Genomic DNA, 20,319 nt, shown 5'->3' on the forward strand with positions numbered 1-20,319 from the left:
CTTTGGTTATGTCAAAGGTCTATCTCTTTGCCGGGAAGGAATGTCAGATTTGAGTCAATACCTGCTCCAAATGGGTCATCGGAACAGGAAGTACCCATTCAGGCAAATCCTTTGTCCGAAAGGCATCTAAAGCTCAGTCAAACGCCTGGGTTCCTTTATCTAAAAACACACTGATTTGCAGCCAGGAAAAGTTGGTACTGAAGGTCCCATGCCCCGTTACTCCAGGCGATAGACCGGGTAGCGGTTAAAGGTTTTTTCATAATACGGCGTCCGTTTGTAGATAAATTCTAACTGGGCGTTTCCATCCTCGGCAAAGGCCTTGTCGGCGGCTCGTTTGTCGGCCAGCTGCTGGCGCAGCACAGGGTCTTTGCGAACCAGTTCTGCCGCTGTGTCCTCAAAAATGTAATTGGCGAAATACTCCTTCTGATCCAGCACGCTGTCGAAGAAATTCCAGGCAAAAAACGAGTCGGCACCCTGCGGTTCCAGCGTTTCGATCAGGTAACGGTTGGCGGGCTGATTGGTCGGAATCAGGTAATCGCCCTTGTAAAACGGAATGCGCTGGGCTTCCGTCCGCACCTTTACACCCGTATGCAGGTAATGGCCTTCGTAGGGTCGGGGGCTCGTTTTGTACTCCTCCAGATAATAGGCCGACACGGCGATCAGGGTATCTTTCGCCAGCGTCTGCATCCTGACCCCATTCCGTTTCAGCAGCGTAATGACCTCCCGCCAGCCCTGCGGAATTATATAGCTGCCGGGTTTGGTCAGCTGGAGATCGGCAACAAACGTGTTTTGATACGGAATGCGTTTAGAGAAGGGTTTGGTCCGGTCGTAATAGAGACGCTTCAGGCCCGACACCTCGCTGGGTTTGTAAACAGCCTCGTAGCCCAGAAACGTAACCGAATCCGTCCGCGAACGGTCGAGCCGATAGTTGAGCGCAAAGGTCGTTTGCTGGCTCACGGCTGCATCGGCGCGCTGCCTGTTGGCGATAATCGTCCGGGCATCGCGTTCGCCCAGGCGCATCACGGCTTCATCGAAGGCATAGCTGCCCTTCACCCGCGCCGGGTAGTCTTTCCACATGTGCGTTTCGAGCGTAAAGCCAAAGCAGTTGAACATGGCGGCATAGCCCGTTGAGTAGCGGGGCGAATCATTATACCCCAGCAGCCCGCTTTCCGGGGTGTCCTTCGGGTGGTTCACGTAGGGAGCCGTTGGAAACCCTTTTTCGGCAAGCTGCTTGTCCAGTTCCGGCTGAAACGTCTGCGTCATGTAGCCCGACACTGCCGGATGAAGCTTGTCTTTCTGGGTGGCAAAATACGTAACGACGTGCTGGTAATCGGCGCCGTCGCTGGTGTGGTTGTCAATAAAGATATGCGGTTTCAGCTGCTGATAGATTACCTGAAACGAGCGGGTATTTTCGGCTTCAGCTTTGATGAAATCACGGTTGAGGTTCAGATTTCGGGCATTGCCCCGAAACCCGTAGGTGACCGGTCCATTTTGATTCACCCGCGACACGCCCCGGTTCAAACTGCCGCCCACGTTCAGCACGGGCACGATGGCGAGCAGCATATGTTTCGGTAATTTGTTGGCCAGCAGCAGGTCGCGGGCCAGCATCATACAGGCATCAATCCCTTCCGGCTCACCGGGATGGATACCATTGTTGATCAGCAGCGTGACCCGGTCGGGCCGGGCGGTAAACACCTTATCGGCCGAGAGCAGCAGGACATGCAGCGGCTTACCCACATCGGTTTTTCCTACTTCCACCAGTTTCGCCTGATCAAACTGCCGGTCCAGCCGTTGGTAAAAGTCAATGATTTCGGTGTAGGTCGCTGTTTCTTTTCCCTGGCTGCGCTCGTAGGGCGTCAGGAAAGCAGGGATAGACTGAGCAACGGCCGATGTGGCGAGCAGGCAAAGCAGTAAGTGAACGATTTTTTTCATGAACAGGGTGTATTGTGGCCCTAAATTAGCCCCAAACCCCGCAAAACCACCCCATGCTCTGCCTGCCTACTCATTGCGCACAGAAATTAACAAGGCTCATCCGCCCAAACAAGCGTATTTTGAGAATAGACATGCATCAGTTGTTTTGTATAATATCCACCATTTGGAACAAGACTTGGTATTTGTATAATTCATAGTCGAGGTGCATATGGAATCTTATGTTAATGAACTATTCTAAGAGTAACTACCCTATAGAGGCATTAAGATTGGGCCGCATTGTACGTCGGAAAGGGAAGGAAAGAGCTGATATTATGTTAATGGAATTTCTGTAGGTTGAGACTTACTAAATGCGAGTAAAGTACCCTTAAAACAGGCTTCTGAGTTATCACAACGTTTGATCATACAGCGATTTACGGAATAGCCATGATTCAAAAATCTGCCCTAACCCTACTCTCACTTGTACTAGTAGGCATCATCTGTGTCTTGTTATCTGGATGTGACACGACAGAGTCTGCTCAGATTGAAGATGTGGGAAGAAGTCAACGCGTAACAGTGAGTAATCCAACAGACCGCGGAGTAGAGATTCCGGTTACCATTACGATATCAGGTGAAATCGATGGCGATGCCTATCTCTATTTAGGAGGGATTCGGGGTGAAATTCGTCCCAGAGTTCCCGGTGAAGTTATGGACATTTTTGGGCATGGACGAACGCGCCATGTATTTCAGCAACAGGTTGGCTCAAAGCAGGATTTGACCTTTGTCTATGTACCTGTGGGCACGACGAAAGGCCACCTATCTATTGACGTTAAATTTGGTATGAGTTGGTTTTAATAATAATCCCCTTCTTCGCACCAAGCAACGTTTATTGCTTATATATCGAGTCTGATTTTCGTACTTCGGTTGACATAATCGCACTTATATAACGACTCAATTTATGAAACTTCGAAGAAATCAACTTATCTGGATTTGGCTCATTAGTCAATTGCTGGTTGTAGGCTGCAAACAAGAAGACGTGACTCTGCTTAGAGATATCGCTGGAGATTGGCAGATTAGCCAAATCACATTTAGAAAGGAACTTAGTAATGGTTATGGATCAGACTCGACAGTCCAGTATCAGAAAGCTATAATCCATTTTGCCAAGAATGATAAGAGTGGAGAGGGCTGGTATTCTTTTGACGGACAAGAAAAAGTGCCGTTCTTTTTCTATGCCCGTCCGAAGCCAGAAAACAATCTATTCATTAACGTAGGAACAAAAGCAGGACCTGGCCTTCATCCTTCCATTAGCCTAAACGGTGAAGCGCCTTTTCTAGAGCGCTCAAACAACAAACTGATTCTTGATTTTGAAGCTGGATTTAGAAATAACATTGGATTGACCAATGCTCAAACTCACAAAGCACGGGCTGTATTAGTACGATAACCAGATAGTACAATCTGTACTAGAAATGTAAAGTCAAGAAATAATCACTTTACATATTGTTAGTTATACAGCGCATCTTCAAAAAGTACAATAAATGTAAGTGTCTGTGATTAAAAAACACTTTTCTACCTTAACCCGCACGGCCAAAAAAATTGGTTTACCCTTAGTGCTGTTGTTGCCGTTTTATTTGATCTATGAGTATGTATATGGGTATACAAATTTCGATGTTGAAGATGTTCGCCAGCCAGCCGTTTTTACCTTCAAAAAAGCTACTAGAAACCCTCATTACACAATGATTGAAGTTCATATTAAGGGAGAAATAAAAGGGCGAGCTAGGGTTAAAGTCGATTATTGTGGTCATCTAAAGGATACAAATTATTGGTACACTCCTAGACTAAATCTCGTAGTTACGGGAAAGGTTGATACAGTTATGAGAGCTGAGAATTATAGTGGTCACGCCTGTATTGAATATAAACCAAAGAACGTCGAGAGGGGAGAGCTATCAATAGCTGTGGCAGCACGTTAGACTAAGACTCAGCGTATAGTTATTCAAGAGTACGAATCAAGTAAATATGCAAATATCTAACACTCAGTTAGCTTGTACATTTCCCAGACTCGTTGTATAACTACAGTGGCTGTTGCAAAACTCTACTATTCATACTTCTTGACCTCAGAAAGAATTAAGCGGAATAAATAAGAACAGGCTGTTTCTTCGTCTGGGAAGAAGGCTAAGCCAGACTTAATGCCTCGTTCACCATAATAGACTTCCCGGCCCTGACTGGTTTGCTGCAAACAGTAAGCTTCGTTAGGTAAGCCTCCTGTTAGGCTATACATATCCTTTGGCATCTGTTGCTGTTCAAACTAGACGGTTAACGCGCGTTTATTCATCAGTCTTTTGCAACAGCCACTACACTTATGTTATTAGAGTATTTATGGAACTAGTGGTCCGTCGGGTTCAGTATAAAAGAGTGAATCTAGTCTAGATAAAGCATCATTTACCTTCTCATCATCCAATTCACTTACTTGTCTTTTTCTTATCTTATCGATAAGCTGATCTTCAGATAATCTCTCTGGGTTAATTTGATCAATGGCTTGTTGAAGAATTTCAGCACTCTTGGTTTTACCTTGACTTCTAAGTGCTCTAAGTGTTTCGAAGCAATCAACTCCTGAAGAGTTAAAGAAGTATTGATCAAATCCACCATTACCTATCTCTGCAACCAACAACTCAATGTTTGCTTTAGGCTTTCCTCGATAGAAATCATTACTCATTTTAGACTGGTTTTGTGAACAGCCAAGAAGGAAGAAAACTAATAAGGTAGCTAGGTATAATTCCACTAAAAACTTCCCAATTGTCATTCTTTTTCTGTTGTATAAGTGCAATTATGTTAACATAAAGGTTTCAGAGTCACAAGATTTTCAATACTATATCAAAAACCCCCTCGGTTATTTTTACTTGTTTTTTGGATTGCTGATCAGAAAAAGAGACTGTAAACTTCCCTGATACAACCCGTTCAACCGTATCCAATCTGGTTATTGTGAGTGTAGACGAAGAGTCTAAAAGTGAATAGTGAACTTGATTAGGGCCGTCATAGTAATAGCTTTCTTTAAAGTAGTCTGAGATAGGGGTGAATGAATAGTTGCCTGGTGAAACAGCTATTGTTTTTAAGCATAAAGAGCCTCCGTTCTGTCTGTACTGATAACCACTAATGCGAAGCTCATGCGTAGAAAGTCTATATACTGCTTCCGCCCCTGGAGATGAACCAATGATACTACTACTATTTTTGGGGAGCCATAACACGCCGTCAACTAAGCAGCCAAACACATTTCTTCCTGATTGAGTAGCTTCAGGAAGGCTCTCGACCTTTTCTACATCTGGATAACAAGCTAACAACAAGCTAGCCAGTATATACATGCAAGAGCAGACTACTAATGCTTGTCTTCTCATCATTAACCTGTTTTATAATCTACGTTATGCTTACCTAGACGAAGAGTTAAACAAAACGGGTGTTTTGTTATACAGCTAGGGTAGGCGCTTTCAAGTGAATTTATTCTTTATCAAAGAAGGGTTTTGGGCCCAAGGGGTAGCGACGGCCTTACGATACAGTTTCTTCAAACGCCCATTTCTTGAAGTATATGCACATACGTTGCTTCGTCTTTCTTTAAGAAGTGTTTAAAGAGACAGTTATGTTTACTGGCTGACGAAGTCAAACTTAGTGGGTCGCACAGGACTTCGTTGGTTGACTTCGTCAGCCGGTAAACTACCGGCAATTACACATCCTTCATCAACCCGCGCCGACGAAGCAGGGGTTTGATGTCGGGCTCGGCACCCCGGAATTTGCGGTAAAGCGCCATGGGGTCTTCTGTGCCGCCCTTTTCGAGAACGTTCTTCCGGAACGACTGCGCTGATTTAGCGTCGAACAGACCTTTTTCCTTGAATACTTCGAAAGCATCGGCGTCGAGCACGGCCGACCAGATATAGCTGTAGTAACCTGCTGAGTAGCCGCCCGAAAAGACGTGCTGGAAATAGGTGCTCCGGTAGCGGGGTGGAATCTGGTCGATCAGGCCAATGTTGTTCATCGCCTGCTTCTCAAAGGCCAGCACATCGGTTGGCGTCTGCCCCGGCTTCAGCGTGTGGTACGCCATGTCGAGTAGCGAAGCGGCCAGGTATTCGCTGGTTTCAAACCCCTGATTGAACAGGCTGCTCCGCTTGATCTTGTCGACCAGCGCATCGGGAATTACGGCTCCGGTTTTGTAGTGTTTGGCAAATAACCGCAGCATTTCCGGCTCTACGGCCCAGTTCTCCATGATCTGGGAGGGCAGCTCAACGAAATCGCGCGGTACAGACGTTCCCGACTGGCTTCCGTAATGTACGTTGGACAGCAGACCGTGCAGGGCGTGGCCGAATTCATGGAAAAATGTGGTGGTTTCGTTGACGGTAAGCAGGGCGGGCGCATCGCCGGTTGGCCGGGAGAAGTTGCAGACAATCGATACGACGGGCGTTACTTTCTTTCCATTGTCAACTTCCTGCCGCCGGTAGCTGGTCATCCAGGCGCCCCCGCGTTTGCTGGCCCGCGGGTGAAAATCCATGTACATGATGCCAATATGCCGTCCGTCGGCTTCTTTTACTTCATAGGCCATTGCTTCTTCGTGGTAGACCGGCACATCGGTACGGCGCTCAAAACGGAGTCCGTAGAGCCGGTTGGTCAGCATGAAAATGCCATCCCGCACACTTTCCAGCGAAAAGTAAGGGCGCAGCTCCTGCTCGTCGAGGGCGTACTTTTCCTTTCGCAGCTTTTCGGCGTAGTAACGCCAGTCCCAGCTGGCCAGTTTCTGTCCTTTGTCGCGGCCGGTGGCGTCTTTGTCCATCATCGTCTGTAGATCGGCGGCCTCCTGCTTCGCCACCGGTACCGTTGCTGTCCAGAGCTGATTCAGCAGCTGGGCCACTTTGTCGGGCGTTTGGGCCATGCTTTCTTCCAGCACATAAGCCGCGTGATTGTCATAGCCGAGCAACTGCGCTTTTTCGGCCCGCAGCGCCACCATGCTGGCCATGATTGCCTTGTTGTCGTGCTCGTCGTTATGGTTGCCCCGTTCGAGGTAGGCCCGAAAGATCTGCTCACGAAGAGCCCGGTTGTCGGCGTATTGCAGAAACGGCATAATGCTCGGGTTCTGGAGGGTAAACACCCATTTGTTGTCCGGGAGCTTTCTTTTTTTGGCTTCCTGGGCGGCAGCTGCCACTACCGAAGGGGGTAAGCCACTCAGGTCGTCGGCCTTGTCGATAACCAGGGTATAGGCGTTGTTTTCGGCGAGCAGATTCTGGCCAAACTTCAGCGTCAGCACCGACAGTTCGCCGTTGATCTGCCGCAGACGGTCCTGCTTGCCGACGGTCAGCGCGGCCCCGTTTCGCACAAAATTCCGGTACATCTTTTCCAGCAGGCGCTGCTGATCGCCTGAGAGCTTAAGTTTTGCCCGGTTATCAAAAACGGTTTTTACCCGCCCAAACAAGGCGGCATTCAGCATGATGTCGTCGCTGTGTTTGGCCAGTTTAGGGGCTACGGTCTGGGCGATTTTCTGGAGCTGATCGTTGGTGTTGGCTCCGTTCAGGTTGCCCAATACCGTGTTGACCCGCCGGAGCAGCTCCCCGCTGGCTTCCAGGGCTTCGACGGTGTTGGCAAAGCCGGGCGCTGATGTCTGCTTCGTAATCGATTCGATTTCGGCCGTTTGCCGCCGGATGCCTTCGTCGATAGCCGGTTCAAAATGCTCGGGCTTGATAAGGTCAAAGGGCGGTACGCCAAAGGGGGTGTTGTAAGTACCGAAAAACGGATTCGATACGGGCGGGTCTACCGAAGGCGTGGTAATGCCCGATGTAAAAGCAGTTAGCACAGTCGTAAGCGCCAGAAGGGTTAGTCCAAATTTCATAGATGTGAGGAGACAGGAACCAGTTTGTTGCGAGTGATTCATCAAAAATAAGGCTTTTTCTGATCGGCTGTTTTTATTCGTTCCAATCTCTGGTTGTCATCTATAGTTCGACCCATGAACCTGTGGGGCCGCGTTGGCTTCTGACGATACCGCTGCTCATCTGAACGGCCCTTTCCGGGGGAACGGGCTCATTTTTGATTATTTTTGCCCACTTTCTGACCTGACAATGACGCAGCACATACACGATCTGGCTATCAAACTTTGGGACTACCACCATACTAATCACCAGTTGGAGAAAGCCGACGCTATTCTGGTGCTTTGCAGTCACGATGTACGGGTGGCCCAGCGAGGGGCAGAACTGTTTCTGGAAGGGTGGGCGCCCCTGTTGATCTTTTCGGGTGGCCTGGGCGTGATTACCCGATTCATGTGGACGGAACCGGAAGCCGATATTTTTGCCCGTATAGCCCTGGACATGGGCGTTCCACCCGAAGCCATATTGATCGAGAACCGGTCTGCCAACACGGGTGAAAATGTCCAGTTCACCCAGCAACTCCTCGCCGAGCGCAACCTGACGGCCGATAAATTCATTGTCGTGCAAAAGCCGTACATGGAACGGCGCAGCTTTGCTACGTTCCGGCAGGTGTGGCCCGAGAAAGAGGTGATCGTGACCTCGCCACAGGATTCGTTCGATGACTATTTGAGTACGTACTCAAACCCTGGCCTAACCCCCGATGATGTGGTTAGCATTATGGTTGGCGACCTGCAACGGATAAAGATCTACCCGGCAAAAGGCTTTCAGATCCCTCAGGAGATACCCGACGACGTATGGGCGGCTTATGAAGCACTGGTCGAAGCGGGGTACGACCGACATCTGGCCAAGCCGTAGAGCGGATGATCAGGCAGGTAGTCTACCCGAAAAATGCCTATCTAATTAACAAATTTCCCAATGCCCCTCCGATAAACTTAACCTGTCATAATGAATCCAGCCTATGGAACCTATGGGTATCTGTTGGGATTTATAGAGGGTGAAGCAGGCAACGAGGAAAAACGAAAAGCAGTCGGCTGGTTATCAGGCCGTGCTCTGTATGGTACTGATTGGGCTACCGCTGCTGTTGATGGTAGCCGCCGGTCCGGCTGTTCCGAAGAAACGGACGGTTGCGTTCGTCTATAAAACGGAAGTGAGCGACATTCCCGCCGGGGCCGGAAGGGTGGATGTCTGGCTGCCCGTTCCTAAAGACAGCCCTTATCAGCAGATAACGAATTTGTCGATTGCTACCCCTTATTCATATACGATAGAAACGGGGCAGTTTGGGAATAAACTCCTGCACATCAGGCTGCTTAAGCCAACGATTAACCGTATCCCGATCGAGATGCGGTTTACGGCTACCCGGACCGAACACATTCAGTCGAACCTTCGGGAACCGAACGCCAATAGGAATGGCGCTCCGGAGCCGGGCGTCGCGTCGTGGTTGAAACCCGACCGGTTAGTGCCCATCGACGCAACCATCAGGCAATGGGCGAAAGCCGTCGTCGATTCGGCAGGGGCCAAAACGGACCTTCAAAAAGCCAGGGCTATTTATAACCACGTCATTTCGACCGTTAAATACGACAAAACCGGTATGGGCTGGGGGCGGGGCGATATCTATTACGCCTGCGACACCCGGCGCGGCAACTGCACGGACTTTCACGCCATCTTTATTGGCTACTGCCGGGCGGTGGGCATCCCGGCACGGTTCGCCATTGGTTTCCCGTTGCCCACCGACCGACCGGTTGGCGCGGTGAGCGGCTACCACTGCTGGGCCGAGTTTTACCTGAAAGGTGTTGGCTGGGTGCCCGTCGATGCCTCTGAAGCAGCCAAGAACCCGGCCAAACGCGCTTATTTTTTCGGGGCTCACGACGAAAACCGGATCGAGTTCAGTATCGGGCGGGATCTGGTCCTTCACAAGGGCCAGCCGCAGCCGCTCAATTATTTTATTTACCCCTACCTGGAGGTAGATGGAAACCCCCTTCCGGTTGACCGCAAAACGTTTACCTTTCAGGACGTGAGAAAGCCATAGCCCGAGGAGTTACCGCATCTCTAACTGCTCAAAACAAAGCTGAGCGAGGTTATCCCGAAGAACCGCTAAGTTCAGATCTTTTAGCAGCCAGGACGTCGATTGGCGGGTTTGTTCGCTGTCCGGTAAGGACTCGCTCATCATGACGATGGGCAGCGTCTGGTAGCGGGTATCCTGGCTTAGGGCCTGCCGTATCTGATCACCGCCGAGCTGAGCCAGATCATGGTCGACAAGAACCAGGTCCGGCGGGGGCAGCATAGAGGGTAACTCATCCAAAAAAGCTTTCTCGGTGCTGAAAAAGCGGACTGAATAATAGAACAAGTGCCGCAGAAATACCTGCTCGAAGGCTAGTCGGTAATCCATGGCACCATCTACAATACAGATCAATCGGGGTGGCTTCACAAGGGTTCGGTTTCTTGGATCAGAAAAATGGCTTATCAATAGGTTAGCCAGCAGGGGTATAAGTAGTTGACTATGAGTAAATGAAGCCTACGCCTACCGTCGAATTGATCGAAAGTGGGCGTCAAAGTTATTTCTATATGGCCAATATGCATTACGCAAGGGCTTTTTTTTAGAATCACAGATGTGGGTCGTCAACATTATTTCATAGGGTGACGACAGGTACCGGTTAATAGCAGTTGACGGCCGGCACGGGCGGACCATTACCTCATTTTGTTTGTCTGGCAACAATTTGATAAACAAATTTGCATCTATTCATGGTTACTTGATCACTTTAAATCTAGTAATACTATCGAATAACTTCAATTATGGTGATGGATTTATCATCCCGCCACGACTCAACGTAGAATGACTAACAAATACCGAATTCTTCTTTTATCATTACCCGTTCTTGTTGCCCTCGGTTGTTATTTCGCCGATTATCTGCCTCCCCGAACACCGCTTAAAGTAGCTGCCCGGATCAGTGGGTTCACCATCCCACCGGATAGCGAAATACTGTATTATGACGAGAAATGGGATGGACTCAATGACGGTTACTGTCGGGTAGCGCTTAAACTTACCCCGCAAAGTTATCAATCCCTGCGGGATCAGGTACCGGCCAAAACCTACAAGCGTCTGACTTCCGATGTGTTGGCGGCCTACCACGCGGTGCCGGTTGCCGTTGAGCCAGACAAGTCTATTTATAAACTGGGTACGGAGGTGGAATACGGTGATTACTCAACCGTTATTCTGGATGATGAGCAGCACGTGCTGGTGACGTGTCTGGACTTTTATTAATAGCCCTATTGCCCGGACTTGAGGTTCCTCAGCCAGCCATTTGGCGCCGGAGCCGCCGTAAGGTGGCTTGGCGCGGCCATTTGATGTATCGGCGGATCAGGATAAACGAGGCTAATGCCTTGGCGCGTCGGCTGGTGCTTGTCCGTTTTGGTTCAGGCTGAAGGGCAAATAAGTCCGCTGATCCGTAAAAGCGCTGGTTACTCAGAAGGTATGACAAGACCACTTCACCACTGGCAGTACGGTGCCCCTCAATGTCGATGACCTCGGCCGTATGGGAGTCCATTGAACCATCCAGAAAAAAAACTGTATCGCCTGTGTTAAATGAAATTTGCATGGTGTGGGGTGAGAATTGAGCCGCTGTTGGATCGCGAATGCGTCAGATTAAAGCCGTTCATTGATTTAGACGCTGTTTTGTCGGGTGAGTAACGACAGCCGAGCCGGCCGGCTGGTGGTAATGTAAAAAACAGCTGTGTTAGCCCTATCCTGTCGTTTGTATGGGGTTATTAAGTTATTGGTAATCACTCCGAACGCATGGATACAAAGTATCATAATTGCCTGAATGGATAACTGATGTGTTATATAAATTTTATAGTACTTACTTAATTGTTAGCTTTTCGGGTAACTTATTACTTGTTATTTAGGTGACGTAGGGGCTGTTTTATCTTCTAAAGATTATACTGTTCAATACGGATACACTTATTAACTAAAGGGGTAACCCCTGCTGGCTCTGCTGGCAGGGGTTTTTGTTTACAACCCCCTTGGCTAGCCGTTTGCAGGGGCACTAATTCGTTTTTTGCTGCCGTAGGCTCACGTCAAAACAGGTGCCCTGCCCCGGGGTTGAGTTAACGGTCATTTGTCCGTTCAGCGTTTCGACCAGATGTTTTACCAGCGGTAGTCCAAATCCATAACCCGATTCGCCAGCCGTCCCATTACTTGAGCGGCCCTCGCCTTTCAGTATAGCCACCATTTCTTCGCTCGACATGCCCATGCCGGAATCCTGAACGCTGAGGTTAAGCATGTTGTGGGATCCCTCAACGCATAATTTGGTGTTGACCCGAACATGCCCGTCCTGCGGGGTGAACTTAATGGCGTTTGAAATTAGATTCCCCGCGATCTGCACCACTTTATTGCGGGAAAATGGAAGTAACTCCGTAGAGGCATCGGTGGAAATGGAGAAGTTGATCCCCTTCGATAGGGCCTGAGGAGCGTATAATTTCTCCAGCGTATCCTTCAATTTGACCTGGTGAAAGATCTCTTTTCTAAACGAGGCTTCATGATCCTGCTTCCACTTGTCGTCGTTAACCAGGATCTCATCTGCCAGTTCGAGCAGCGATTTCCCGCTCATTTGAATGAGCTGGATCAATTCCAGTATTTCGTTTAATTTAATATTGGACCCACTGCTGGTAACCAGTTGAGCCATCGTGATAATACCGCCTAAAGGCCCTCGAATATCATGCGCTACCCGTTTATGTGATTCAGTCAGTTCGGATGCCTGTCGTTTTAAGTATTGAATCTCCCGAATTGTATTTAAGCGGCTGACGACCTCAGCCGCAATGATTTGCAATAATTCAATTTTCTCAGGGTCAAGCTCTTTTGTCTTTGTGTCGAGTACGCAGAGTGCACCAAGGTGACTTCCGTTACTCGATTTCAGCGGTATACCGAAATAGTACCGCAAATGAGGGGCGTCTGCTACGTACCACTGTTCGGCAAACCGTTGATCGAGTTGTAAGTCTTTGACTTCAAAACTGACGGGCTCCAGCAGCGTATATTGACAGACGGATTGTTCACGGGGCATGGAGTCCAGATCGAGCCCGTGGTTGGTAATGGTCCACTGGGTGTAGGAGTCAATCAGATTGATCAGGGAAATATCCGTTCCGGTGACTTTGGCGGCTAGTTTGGTCAAGTCTTTAAACTTGTCCTGAAGCCCTGAATAATCCAGGTCGAAGTCGGCTAAATCAATGACCCGCTGAAGTTCATTGTCAGGGATTGGGTAACTGGTTATCATCTTAAATAGAGGGGTGAAAGTACGGTTGGGGTAATTCTTTTATTGTAATGCTAATCGGTACTACTATAAATTTTATAAAATGACAGTGTATAGCTAGCGTAAGGAAATTATCTATTTATGTATAGTGAAAACTAAAAGTAGTAATTATATTTATTTTGTAAATATAGAATTGCTATATTTTTTCATTTGTCAATTTGTTTCTCTCTATAGTCATTCAATTGATCGATAATTTGTTTGATAATGTATATAAATCGCCATCTGACTTTATGGACCGCCTTATATGGGGTTTTATAGCGGTAGTCGCCCGTTCCTGACGTGACAGCTAATGGTTGATGAAGGGGTGTTTGGGCAGGTAAGGAGCTTAGTAAGGGCTGATCGGTATCAATTCTGTTTTTATAGGGGATTGACCGCCTGGTGCCATTGTAAAAAATTGATAAAAAGTAGTTATTTAGTTCTATTGGTATATATATTATTAATAATTATGGTAATTATGTATCTAATTAGTATTTAAAATTAATAATGTTAATTTATTGCTGCTTAGTTTTACACTCGTCAATAATCCACTCCTTTTCAAGATAAGATCTCTGCCAGGGTCAGCGTAGGCTGTGTTCTCCTGTATCAGACAACCAATATATTCATTTGCTCAAGGGTTAGGGTATGAATCGGAATCAGCGAATTCCCTTTATGGTCGGGATAGGTTTATTGCTAACGATCCTCATTGGTATAAATGCGCGGCATACGATCCTTCGCTTGATTGAAGTGAACAATTGGGAAGTGCACACCTATCGTGTTCTCAACAAGACGCAACGGCTGGAATCGTTGCTCACCAGTATGGACAACGATCTGAGGGGCCATCTGCTCAGCAATAACCCCTATTTCAAAGCCGACTTTGAGCGTAGCTCCAGTATTATGAGGAAACAGCTCATCGATATTCAGGCCCTGACGGTGGACAATCCAGCTGAACACAAACGATTAAAACTACTGAATACCATTTTTCGGACGAAGCTGGCCCGCAGCGTCTCCTTATTTGAACCGGGAGCTATTCCGAACGGGATGGCCCGGCTGGATTCGATCGAGCATTTTCTGGCACTGAGTCGTCGTTTTCACCAGGTTCTGAAGGAAACTGAAGCGACTGAAAACCAACTGCTGGAAGCTCGTATTGCCGATAGCAAACGGTCTGCTTCCTATGCGCTGCTGAGCAATCTGGTTGGGGCCAGTGCCGCCCTGTGCATGATTTTATGGGCAATTTACCTGCTGTATGCCGCCCTGAAAAAGAGCAATCAGGTTAACCAGAAGCTGGCCGACAGCGAACAGCAAACCAAACGATTGCTGGAGGCCGTGCCCGTTTCCGTCGTTATTGTCGACCAGCACGGAAAGTTCTACTATGCCAATCAGGCAGCCACCAAACTAATCAGGAACATCACCGAGTTCGACTCCTATGCTGACTTTACGGGTGACGCTCAGTTTTTCCGCTATCCCGATGGAGCTGTCTATCCACTCGAACAACGGCCTACCTACCGCGCCCTGCAGGGTGAATCGACCCAGGTAGATGATATAGAAATGCGACTCAACGGGCAGGCAATTCAACTGCTCAGCTCCTCCTCTCCGGTTTACGATTCAGCGGGAAACATCCAGTACGTTATTACCACCAGTATTGACATCAGCGAACGGGTAAAGTCGCATCAGCGCCTGGAAGAAGCCAAAAAGATGGCTGAAGCCGCGGCCAAAGTGAAGGAGGACTTTCTGGCCAATATGAGTCATGAGATCCGGACACCTTTAAATGCAGTACTTGGCTTCTCGGAACTCGTCGACTCCACCCGTTTGGATAACGAGCAGAAGGAATACATTGGCCTCATCCGAACGGCGGGCAAGAACCTGCTCACCATTGTAAATGATATACTGGATATATCTAAAATAGAAGCGGGCAAGATCAAGCTGGAGTCGATTCCCTTCAGCATTCAGCTGCTCACAGCCTCTATTCAATCCATGTGCGAAGCCTCCGCAGCGGAGAAGGGGCTGCAGCTGCGCGTCGAGATAAGTGCCAGTCTACCGACCGTTTTTCTGGGCGACCCAACCCGTTTAACGCAAATCCTGCTGAATTTACTGAACAACGCCATTAAATTCACCAAGAAGGGCCGTATCTCCTTAAAAGTCGAGCAGGGCGATGCCATAGCCAGCGACACCCGGCTGGTGCGTTTTATTGTCGAGGATACGGGCATCGGTATTGCTGCCGATAAGCTGTCGACCATATTTGAACGCTTCCAGCAGGCAGAAAACTTCACAACCCGATACTATGGAGGAACGGGGTTAGGCCTGAACATTGTCAAAGCCCTCACCGAGCTTCAGAAGGGGACGGTTACCGTAACGAGTCTTGAAGGACAGGGCTCCCGGTTTGTCATCGAAATCCCTTATGTAATTGCCAGCGCACAGATCCGTATCAGCCAGCAGCCCATGTCTATGGCTCCGGTCAGACAGGAAAACGTACGGGTGCTGGTCGTGGAAGATAATCTGATGAATCAGCGGCTGGTTCTGCAGGTTCTTAAACGCCTGGGCTATCAGGCCTACGTAGCCGAAAATGGTCAACTGGCGCTCAAACTGCTTCAGGAAGAAAATTTTGATATAATCCTGATGGACCTTCAGATGCCGGTTATGGACGGCTACGAAACCACGCGTTACATCCGCACTAAATTAAAACTTACTGTGCCGATCATCGCAATGACGGCCCATGCCTTACCCAGTGAAAAAGAAGATTGTCTGAAAGCGGGTATGAACGACTTCCTGTCGAAACCCTTTCAGATCGAGGACCTCAAACAGGTCATCAGGCCTTATTTGCCAACTAATGACCCCCTGGTAACCCCAACGCCCAAACCTGTTGATACCAAAGTACCGGCAACGCCGAATTTCTCGATGACGTCAATACTGGAGTTGGTCGACAATCAGATGGCGTTAGTGATCGAGCTGGTCGAACTCTTTCTGAAAGAGACCCCGCCCACCCTCGATAAACTACAGCAGGCGCTCCATGAGAATGATCTGAACGAAATAAAGCGAATTGTTCATATGCAGAAAGTGCATACCAAAATGCTGGGTATGGACGAAGCAACCCGGTTAATTCTGGAGATAGAGACCCTGATTGGTAACGGAAAGGGCATGGAAGACGTCGGTTTGTTAGTTGAACAGTACCTGACGGAAATGAACGCAGTACTGCCCGCCATCCGACAATATGTGCAGGATAATACCAATTCTGTTTAACGACAACGAATCCGGCAGTGTAACCGTAACGGACCGATTTCCGGGTGCCGGGTTGCCACTGGGCCGGTCAAAAAAACCAGGCTGTACTCCCTGATTCTGGCTTCCTGGCCCAGCTTTTCGGTCTCCTACCCACGTTATCGAACCGGAGCTCGCCGGCAGCCGGCGCGGCTCGATCGGGTGGGGTAAAGGCCAGCGTAAGTTGGCAACTTTACCGTATCTTTAAAACAGCTTTACCCTGAAGCTGTTTAGTCGTCTGTTTCCGTACGGATTGAGCAGCCATCGTTGTCGACGATTACGGGCCTGTTATTGATTCTGATTCCGGTTATTGTACCAAATGTAGTATGATGGCATTTACATTAATTCGCACGGGTCAGCACGCAACGAAAAGAAGGGCCCTGGGTCGACCAGAACGAATAGCGTTTGGGGCTCTTCTGATTTTTTACTCATTGACGGCGGTCGGACAAAACATAAACCGGCAACTGGCGAATCAGTATCTGAACCAACTGAAGACAAGCCAAGCCGACGAGAAACGGCTTAACCTTCTGCTTGAGCTGGGTAAATTTCACATTTATAAACCCGGCGAAGCATCCGTAGATCTGGATAGTGGCCTGACCTACCTGCGGCAGGCCAGACGGCTGAGTGATTCGCTCCGTTTGCTACCCTGGCAGCACGAAACGGAGAGCCTGTTTATCATTGCCGATATGGAAGGTGGGAACATGACGCGCGGTCGTTCGCGGCTTTCGACGCTACTGGCCGACTGTAAGAAAACGGGGGATCTGGAAGGGGAAGCAAATGCCCGGTTTCGCGTGGGGACCTGGCTGCGGAATGTCGACCGTGACTACCGGGACGTATTCGCCAATTTTCAGCAGGCTGCGGCTATCTACCGGGCCATCAACAAGCCGGAAAAGGAAACGCATGCCCTGAAGGAAATTGCCATCACGCATTTGTATGCAGGCAACAACACGCTCGCCGAAAAAGAGCTGCTCGACGTACTTCGCCGGTATAAGGCTATCCATTATCCCAAACTCCATTACACCTACAATTTACTATCAACCGTGGGGCGCCTGAAAGGTGACCTGAACAAGGGACTCCTTTACGGTCTGTTGTGCGTGGAAACGATGCAGAAAACCGCCGATACGGTGTCGGCTGCCGCCTTTTACGGCGATCTTGCCGGTATTTATGCGGAATTGGGCGACCATCGAAAAAGTGTGGACTGGTACCGGCGATCGCTTGATAAGTGGCGGAGGGAAGGCTTGCCCAATTTCGCCCTGTACCATGCGGCCGGTGTGCTGGTAAAAGACCTCATTAGCCAGGGAAAACCGCAGGAAGCCCTGCGGCTCATTCAGGACCTCGTCAAAAAAATTCCGACTAACACCGTTATTCAAAAAGCCTGCGTAGCTCAGAACTTTGCCTATTGCTACGACGCGTTGAAGAACTACCCCTTGGCCGAGCAGTATTACGAAGAAACCCTGAACTGGTACGCCCGTAACAAAATGGACTTCGAGGCATCGCAGCAGGCACAGCAGGAGATCGGGGCGTTCTATTTCAATCAGAAAAAATTTAAAAAAGCAGGCTTTCATCTACGAAAAGCGCTGAGCTTCCTGCCGCAGAAAAACGCCCTGTCAACGGTTAGGGATATTCACTTGATGCTCTTTAAGATCGACTCTGCCCAGGGAGACTACCTGTCGGCCATCGATCATTTTCGATGGCACAAGGCCATAAACGACTCGCTCTTCAACGAAACCAGCAGCAAACAGATCGCCGGGCTGCAGATCAAGTACGATACCCAGGAGAAAGAGCAGAATATTGCCCTGCTCACCAAGCAGAGTAAGCTGCAGCAGAGCGAGCTGAAACGCACCCAAACCACCCGGAACGCTATTGTTGTCGGTGCCATTTTGCTGGCGGGTCTGCTGGGGGTGAGCTACAACCGATACCGGCTCAAACAAAAAAGCAACCAGCTACTCGAAGCTAAACAGATCGAGATCAACCAGAAAAATGAATCGCTGGAGCAGGTACTGGGCGAAAAAGAGGCCTTGCTGACCGAAAAAGAGTGGATGCTGAAGGAAATTCATCACCGGGTAAAGAACAACCTGCAGGTGATTTCAAGCCTGCTGAGTGCCCAGTCGGAATTCCTGCACGACCCAACGGCACTGGAGGCCATTCGGGAGAGTCAGAATCGGGTGCATGCCATGGCGCTCATTCATCAGAAACTGTACCAGTCCCCCAATATGGCCAGGGTCGATATGCCGGAATACATTCACGAAATTGTCGACTACCTCATCGAATCCTTCGACCGGCAGGCGCTCGTGAAGGAATGTCTGGCAATTGCGCCCGTGCAGCTGGACGTAACGCTGGCGACACCCCTGGGGTTACTGATCAACGAGGCTGTTACCAACTGCCTGAAATATGCGTTTCCGGATAACCGGCCCGGTAGCATCACGATCGATCTTCAGTCAGTCGATCCGCAAACCTATTTGTTGACCATCCAGGACGATGGCATTGGCCTGCCCGCCGGATTCGATATAGACAGCAGCAACACCCTGGGGCTTACGATGATTCGGGGCCTGAGCCGACAGATTGGCGGTGAGTTACGGATCGGGAATCAGCAGGGCGTTCAGATACGTTTGCAGTTCGGCCTGATAAAAAAAGCCGCAAAAGCAGCCTGGCTGACTGTTTAACGGCAAATGTATAGGCTATCCTATAAGTTGGTTAGACCAGACTTACTTTTCGCCCGCTGGCAGCGGCCTGATAAATGCCTTCGATGACCCGCATATCGTGGAGGCCCTCTTTGCCGGATATGTGCGCGGGTATAGGCTGACGAGTCAGTATATGCCGGGCGATGTCATTCAACTGGGCCGCCTGCTGATTGACAACGGGAAAATCAAATGCTGCCTGACTCGTTCTTCCTTTGAAAGGCCCATAACTCAACGCGGGTGCCAGTTCAAAATAACCCTCGTCGGCCGACGCAAAAAAACGATCGATATTACAATTGGAGGTACAGGAGGAGGTGGCGATGGCCCCGCTGGGGAAGTAGAGCTGCCAGGTGATATTCTCTTCGACCTCTTTGAATAGATCGGGCATGGTAACCGGCCCGAACTGTGCCGTAACCGCTATCGGTTCTTCGCCCAGAACATACCGGCTACTCTGAACACAGTACACCCCCAGGTTCATCAACGGCCCACCACCCGACAGGGCTTTGTGCAAATGCCAGTCGTCCGGAGGTATCCCGGCTAACCGGTAGCCTAACGATGCCTCGATCAGGCGCACCTGCCCGAAGATTTTACGTTGCCCCAGCCGTTTTATTTCAATATGGTGAGGGTCGTAGTGTAGCCGGTAACCCACAGCCAGCTGCACTCCCGCCTTCTGGCAGGCGTCAATCATTTCCTGGCAATCCTGCGCAGTAAAAGCCATCGGCTTTTCGACGATGACATGCTTGCCTGCTTTGGCGGCTCGCAGGGTAAACTCCTTGTGCAGGCCATTGGGGAGAGTAATGTAGACCAGGTCGATATCAGGATTATGAATAATCTGATCGAACGTCTGGTAGGTATAGCTGTTTTTATTCGGAATGCTGAACGCCTTCGTCCACTCAGCGGCCTTGGCAGGGGTGCCCGTCACGATACCCGCCAGGCGACAGGATTGTGAGGCTGTTATCGCGCCTTTGAGCACGTTGGCGTAGCGCCCCAGTCCGCAGAGGGCAATGTTCAGCTTTTGTCCATCAAAGGCATTCGCCCGTTCTCCAGCCATTGCGGTTAAGGAAGGTAAAGCTATCGACGCGCCAACGCCCCTGCTGATCTGCTCGATAAAGGTGCGTCTTGAATAACTGGTCATACGAGTAATGCCCTGGTCTTAGATTATTATTTCACGTCACAAAAGTAACCGACAGGCCGATTGGCCATTTCGTATATTCTACAAGCGGGATAATGAACGGACGAGCGACCCAGAGCTGTGTTTGGCAACGTGCCCGGGTAACGGCTTGCAGGCCTGACAAAATGTATAGCTATTGGAATAGC

General features: G+C 49.3%; 16 protein-coding genes. 8 read left to right on the plus strand and 8 right to left on the minus strand.

Annotated features, from left to right (window positions below; genetic code table 11):
- Positions 1-216: 216 nt before the first annotated feature.
- Positions 217-1,932: a M14 family metallopeptidase gene (locus ACYVK4_RS24930; protein WP_461130284.1), complete on the minus strand. Its 1,716-nt coding sequence runs from the start codon at positions 1,930-1,932 to the stop codon at positions 217-219.
- Between the two features lie 552 nt (positions 1,933-2,484).
- Here ACYVK4_RS24930 and ACYVK4_RS24935 point away from each other — a divergent pair.
- The 3 genes from ACYVK4_RS24935 to ACYVK4_RS24945 all read left to right on the plus strand — a co-directional run bounded on the left by ACYVK4_RS24935 (position 2,485) and on the right by ACYVK4_RS24945 (position 3,875).
- A complete protein-coding gene (locus tag ACYVK4_RS24935; protein ID WP_461130285.1) occupies positions 2,485-2,763 on the plus strand; it encodes a hypothetical protein in 279 nt (92 codons plus the stop codon).
- A gap of 103 nt (positions 2,764-2,866) precedes the next feature.
- On the plus strand, positions 2,867-3,349 hold the full coding sequence (locus ACYVK4_RS24940; protein ID WP_461130286.1) for a hypothetical protein: 483 nt from the start codon (positions 2,867-2,869) through the stop codon (positions 3,347-3,349).
- A 106-nt stretch (positions 3,350-3,455) separates the two neighbouring features.
- Positions 3,456-3,875, plus strand: coding sequence for a hypothetical protein (locus tag ACYVK4_RS24945; RefSeq protein ID WP_461130287.1), 420 nt, complete (start codon positions 3,456-3,458; stop codon positions 3,873-3,875).
- Positions 3,876-4,279: 404 nt separating this feature from the next.
- Here ACYVK4_RS24945 and ACYVK4_RS24950 read toward each other — a convergent pair whose 3' ends face one another.
- The 3 genes from ACYVK4_RS24950 to ACYVK4_RS24960 all read right to left on the minus strand — a co-directional run bounded on the left by ACYVK4_RS24950 (position 4,280) and on the right by ACYVK4_RS24960 (position 7,765).
- Positions 4,280-4,705, minus strand: a complete 426-nt coding sequence (locus tag ACYVK4_RS24950) for a DMP19 family protein (protein WP_461130288.1) — start codon at positions 4,703-4,705, stop codon at positions 4,280-4,282.
- Between the two features lie 49 nt (positions 4,706-4,754).
- Entirely contained in the window at positions 4,755-5,297 is a 543-nt protein-coding gene (locus tag ACYVK4_RS24955; protein WP_461130289.1) for a Riean_0653 family protein, read from the minus strand.
- 320 nt (positions 5,298-5,617) lie between these two features.
- Complete coding sequence (locus ACYVK4_RS24960; RefSeq protein ID WP_461130290.1) at positions 5,618-7,765, minus strand: M3 family metallopeptidase; 2,148 nt, start codon at positions 7,763-7,765, stop codon at positions 5,618-5,620.
- A 226-nt stretch (positions 7,766-7,991) separates the two neighbouring features.
- Here ACYVK4_RS24960 and ACYVK4_RS24965 point away from each other — a divergent pair, with 226 nt between their 5' ends.
- Together ACYVK4_RS24965 and ACYVK4_RS24970 are read left to right on the plus strand one after the other, a co-directional pair.
- The gene (locus tag ACYVK4_RS24965) at positions 7,992-8,651 is read left to right on the plus strand and encodes a YdcF family protein (protein WP_461130291.1); all 660 of its coding nucleotides are present in this window, start codon (positions 7,992-7,994) and stop codon (positions 8,649-8,651) included.
- A 139-nt stretch (positions 8,652-8,790) separates the two neighbouring features.
- The gene (locus tag ACYVK4_RS24970; protein ID WP_461130292.1) at positions 8,791-9,822 is read left to right on the plus strand and encodes a transglutaminase-like domain-containing protein; all 1,032 of its coding nucleotides are present in this window, start codon (positions 8,791-8,793) and stop codon (positions 9,820-9,822) included.
- 9 nt (positions 9,823-9,831) lie between these two features.
- Here ACYVK4_RS24970 and ACYVK4_RS24975 read toward each other — a convergent pair whose 3' ends face one another.
- On the minus strand, positions 9,832-10,221 hold the full coding sequence (locus ACYVK4_RS24975) for a response regulator (protein WP_461130293.1): 390 nt from the start codon (positions 10,219-10,221) through the stop codon (positions 9,832-9,834).
- A gap of 405 nt (positions 10,222-10,626) precedes the next feature.
- Here ACYVK4_RS24975 and ACYVK4_RS24980 point away from each other — a divergent pair, with 405 nt between their 5' ends.
- Entirely contained in the window at positions 10,627-11,055 is a 429-nt protein-coding gene (locus ACYVK4_RS24980) for a hypothetical protein (RefSeq protein WP_461130294.1), read from the plus strand.
- Positions 11,056-11,083: 28 nt separating this feature from the next.
- Here the strand turns inward: ACYVK4_RS24980 and ACYVK4_RS24985 are convergent, their stop codons facing one another.
- Both ACYVK4_RS24985 and ACYVK4_RS24990 read right to left on the minus strand, forming a co-directional pair.
- Positions 11,084-11,389 (minus strand): hypothetical protein, encoded by a 306-nt coding sequence (locus ACYVK4_RS24985; RefSeq protein ID WP_461130295.1) that lies wholly within the window; start codon positions 11,387-11,389, stop codon positions 11,084-11,086.
- A 447-nt stretch (positions 11,390-11,836) separates the two neighbouring features.
- The gene (locus ACYVK4_RS24990; protein ID WP_461130296.1) at positions 11,837-13,060 is read right to left on the minus strand and encodes a GAF domain-containing sensor histidine kinase; all 1,224 of its coding nucleotides are present in this window, start codon (positions 13,058-13,060) and stop codon (positions 11,837-11,839) included.
- Positions 13,061-13,717: 657 nt separating this feature from the next.
- On the opposite strand from ACYVK4_RS24990, the gene ACYVK4_RS24995 reads away from it, so the two are divergent.
- Together ACYVK4_RS24995 and ACYVK4_RS25000 are read left to right on the plus strand one after the other, a co-directional pair.
- Complete coding sequence (locus ACYVK4_RS24995; RefSeq protein ID WP_461130297.1) at positions 13,718-16,309, plus strand: response regulator; 2,592 nt, start codon at positions 13,718-13,720, stop codon at positions 16,307-16,309.
- Between the two features lie 341 nt (positions 16,310-16,650).
- Positions 16,651-18,987, plus strand: coding sequence for a tetratricopeptide repeat-containing sensor histidine kinase (locus ACYVK4_RS25000; protein WP_461130298.1), 2,337 nt, complete (start codon positions 16,651-16,653; stop codon positions 18,985-18,987).
- A gap of 31 nt (positions 18,988-19,018) precedes the next feature.
- Here ACYVK4_RS25000 and ACYVK4_RS25005 read toward each other — a convergent pair whose 3' ends face one another.
- Complete coding sequence (locus tag ACYVK4_RS25005; protein ID WP_461130299.1) at positions 19,019-20,137, minus strand: Gfo/Idh/MocA family protein; 1,119 nt, start codon at positions 20,135-20,137, stop codon at positions 19,019-19,021.
- Positions 20,138-20,319: the final 182 nt, after the last annotated feature.

Source organism: Spirosoma aerophilum (genome assembly GCF_054782495.1).

Excerpts from the sequence above, each read along its gene's own strand:
- ACYVK4_RS24995 (WP_461130297.1), top strand. The coding sequence starts at position 13,718 with ATGAATCGGAATCAGCGAATTCCCTTTATGGTCGGGATAGGTTTATTG.
- ACYVK4_RS24940 (WP_461130286.1), top strand. The coding sequence starts at position 2,867 with ATGAAACTTCGAAGAAATCAACTTATCTGGATTTGGCTCATTAGTCAA.
- ACYVK4_RS24950 (WP_461130288.1), bottom strand. The coding sequence starts at position 4,705 with ATGACAATTGGGAAGTTTTTAGTGGAATTATACCTAGCTACCTTATTA.
- ACYVK4_RS25005 (WP_461130299.1), bottom strand. The coding sequence starts at position 20,137 with ATGACCAGTTATTCAAGACGCACCTTTATCGAGCAGATCAGCAGGGGC.
- ACYVK4_RS24965 (WP_461130291.1), top strand. The coding sequence starts at position 7,992 with ATGACGCAGCACATACACGATCTGGCTATCAAACTTTGGGACTACCAC.
- ACYVK4_RS24930 (WP_461130284.1), bottom strand. The coding sequence starts at position 1,932 with ATGAAAAAAATCGTTCACTTACTGCTTTGCCTGCTCGCCACATCGGCC.
- ACYVK4_RS24980 (WP_461130294.1), top strand. The coding sequence starts at position 10,627 with ATGACTAACAAATACCGAATTCTTCTTTTATCATTACCCGTTCTTGTT.
- ACYVK4_RS25000 (WP_461130298.1), top strand. The coding sequence starts at position 16,651 with ATGATGGCATTTACATTAATTCGCACGGGTCAGCACGCAACGAAAAGA.
- ACYVK4_RS24955 (WP_461130289.1), bottom strand. The coding sequence starts at position 5,297 with ATGATGAGAAGACAAGCATTAGTAGTCTGCTCTTGCATGTATATACTG.
- ACYVK4_RS24985 (WP_461130295.1), bottom strand. The coding sequence starts at position 11,389 with ATGCAAATTTCATTTAACACAGGCGATACAGTTTTTTTTCTGGATGGT.
- ACYVK4_RS24990 (WP_461130296.1), bottom strand. The coding sequence starts at position 13,060 with ATGATAACCAGTTACCCAATCCCTGACAATGAACTTCAGCGGGTCATT.
- ACYVK4_RS24960 (WP_461130290.1), bottom strand. The coding sequence starts at position 7,765 with ATGAAATTTGGACTAACCCTTCTGGCGCTTACGACTGTGCTAACTGCT.